Origin of the sequence: Streptomyces sp. SID10853 (assembly GCF_010548145.1) — a bacterium.
In the GTDB taxonomy this organism is placed as follows: domain Bacteria; phylum Actinomycetota; class Actinomycetes; order Streptomycetales; family Streptomycetaceae; genus Streptomyces.
In genome coordinates this window covers 1-2,729 of the sequence record NZ_JAAGLN010000428.1, presented here as the reverse complement: position 1 = coordinate 2,729, position 2,729 = coordinate 1, and the positions used below count along the sequence as shown (strand labels likewise).

Annotated in this window: 3 protein-coding genes and 1 pseudogene; 3 read left to right on the top strand and 1 reads right to left on the bottom strand. The window is 69.3% G+C overall.

Features of this window, described 5'->3' with window-relative positions; all coding sequences use genetic code 11:
• A pseudogene (locus tag G3I19_RS35910) lies at positions 1-257 on the bottom strand (CAP domain-containing protein); the annotation flags it as partial.
• A 143-nt stretch (positions 258-400) separates the two neighbouring features.
• Between G3I19_RS35910 and G3I19_RS35905 the strand changes: the two are divergent.
• From G3I19_RS35905 to G3I19_RS35895, 3 genes are all read left to right on the top strand, one after another.
• Entirely contained in the window at positions 401-682 is a 282-nt protein-coding gene (locus G3I19_RS35905; protein WP_164267868.1) for an acylphosphatase, read from the top strand.
• Positions 683-1,071: 389 nt separating this feature from the next.
• A complete protein-coding gene (locus G3I19_RS35900; protein WP_164267867.1) occupies positions 1,072-1,287 on the top strand; it encodes a hypothetical protein in 216 nt (71 codons plus the stop codon).
• A gap of 244 nt (positions 1,288-1,531) precedes the next feature.
• A partial coding sequence (locus tag G3I19_RS35895) for an AAA family ATPase (protein ID WP_164267866.1) occupies positions 1,532-2,729 on the top strand: 1,198 nt, incomplete at its 3' end.

Below are 2,729 nucleotides of genomic sequence, written 5' to 3'. Positions count from 1 at the left end.
TCGGCGGCCGCACCGGCCGGCGCCGCGCGCGCGGCCGGTGTGGGGGTGGCGGTCGATCCGCCCTGGGTCTGGAGGTCCGGCACACCGTCGGCGCGGACCTGGTCGCCGCCGCCCGAGCCGCCCACCGTGTAGGTGTCCCCGCCGGGCAGCAGCCCCGATGCCATCGCCACGGCGCCCACCGCGACGGCCGCCGACACCCCCAGCAGTCCGGTGCGTACGGGCGTGGCCCCCCGGCTCCTGCCGCTGTGGCGTCCCATGCGCGGTGCCCTCCTTGTGCCGGCCTCGGAGCCGGCGTCGACCTGACTCACCCGTACAGGTGAAGTTCATTGGCTCGGGACTGTAGTCCATGGGGGGTCGGGGTGAAGTGCTGCCGGGGCAATCGGCCGGTTAGCGTGCAGACATGAACGAAGATGTACGGCTGGCCGCCTGGGTGCGCGGCAAGGTCCAGGGTGTCGGGTTCCGCTGGTTCACCAGGGCGAACGCTCTGCGGATCGGTGGGCTCACCGGATTCGCCCTCAATCTGGAGGACGGCAGGGTGCAGGTCGTCGCCGAAGGGCCGCGCGAGAGGTGCGACCTTCTCCTGGAGTGGCTGCGGTCGTCCGACACACCCGGCCGCGTCGACGGTGTCACTGAGATCTGGGACACTCCGCGCGGCATCTACCAGAGCTTCGAGATCCGCTGACGCGCCCCGTCCAGGGGGTGGCCGCAGGGGTCCACCGATCTGCCTCTGGCATATCCGCCAGGCAGAAAATGCCTGGTGGTTGCCAAGAAGCGCGCTCCGTGCCAGGCTGCCGCAGTAGGAATGATCTCCACGCCCCCTGGGCCCCGCAGGAGAGCCGCCCCGGACACCGTCCGGCGTGTGCCCCCGGGTCTGCCCATCGATACGGGGTGTGATCGTGTTGACCGTCAAACTTTTTGGTGAGACTCTGGAAGCCCCGCGCACCTCAGCTGCTCGGCAGCGAGAAACGCAGAGAAAACAGCACAGACAGAGGCTGCCGAGTTCCGCGGGTGCGATTCCCCCTACGACCCACCACTCTTCGGTCGGTCACTCAGTGTGGAGGACCATCCATCATGGCAAAGGCGCTTCTCGGTTACGTCGGCGGTTCCGACCCGCGACTTCTCTCCGAGATGCGACGGCTCCAGCAGCGCGTCCAGGACCTCGAATCCGAGCTCGTACGGATCCAGTCCGAGAACGACGCGCTGGCCGCCGCAGTCCAGCACCACGGAGACTCGTTGCTCGACGGTATCGACATGGACGTACCCCAGGCGGAGCCTGCGCTCACCTGACCCACACCCCACAAGGGTACGGGCCGGGCTGATCCGTAAAGCCGCTTGAGATCCAATGCGCAAGGATATGCAAGGGACGCTTCGGCGTCCCTTCTTTCTGTCCGCTCTTTCCCCTGGCTCTTCCCCCCCCGGTTCTTCCCGCTCTTTTCCCCCGCTCACGCACTGCCGTGCGGTTTCCTTTAACGTCTGATGTGCCCTGCACCTTCATGGGCGAAACCGGCAGTGAAAGGTAGAGTCCGGCGGCGTGCACCTCAAGGCCATGACCCTCCGCGGGTTCAAATCCTTTGCCTCGGCCACCACCCTCCGGTTCGAGCCCGGCATCACCTGTGTCGTGGGACCCAACGGATCGGGTAAGTCCAATGTGGTCGACGCGCTCTCCTGGGTGATGGGGGAGCAGGGTGCCAAATCGCTGCGCGGCGGCAAGATGGAGGACGTCATCTTCGCCGGGACGACCGGCAGGCCGCCGCTGGGCCGCGCCGAGGTCTCGCTCACCATCGACAACTCCGACGGTGCGCTGCCCATCGAGTACGCGGAAGTCACCATTACCCGGATCATGTTCCGCAATGGCGGCAGTGAGTACCAGATCAACGGCGACACCTGCCGGCTGCTCGACATCCAGGAACTGCTCTCCGATTCAGGTATCGGCCGCGAAATGCACGTCATCGTCGGCCAGGGGCAGCTCGACTCCGTCCTGCACGCGGATCCGATGGGCCGCCGGGCCTTCATCGAGGAGGCCGCCGGCGTACTGAAGCACCGCAAGCGCAAGGAGAAGGCGCTGCGGAAGCTGGACGCGATGCAGGCCAACCTCGCACGCGTGCAGGACCTCACCGACGAACTGCGCCGTCAGCTCAAGCCGTTGGGTCGGCAGGCCGCGGTCGCCCGGCGGGCCGCCGTCATCCAGGCCGATCTCAGGGACGCACGGCTGCGGCTGCTCGCCGACGACCTGGTGACGATGCGCCGGGCGCTGCGGACCGAGATCGCCGACGAGGCCGCGCTGAAGGAGCGCCGGGAGACAGCGGAGGCGGCGCTCAGAGCGGCGCTGTCGCGCGAGGCCGGGCTTGAGGACGAGGTGCGGCAGCTGGCCCCGCGCCTGCAGCGGGCCCAGCAGACCTGGTACGAGCTGTCGCAGCTGGCCGAGCGGGTGCGGGGCACGGTCTCGCTCGCCGACGCCCGGGTGAAGAGCGCGTCCGCGGCCCCGGACGAGGAGCGGCGGGGCCGCGACCCGGAGGACATGGAGCGCGAGGCGGCCAGGATCCGGGAGCAGGAGGCGGAGCTGGAGGCCGCGCTGGAGTCCGCCGAGCGCGCGCTGGAGGACACCTCGGCGCACCGGGCCGAACTGGAACGGCAGCTGGCCGCCGAGGAGCGCAGGCTCAGGGACGCCGCGCGCGCCATCGCCGACCGGCGCGAGGGCCTCGCCCGGCTGCACGGGAGATCGGAAGCGC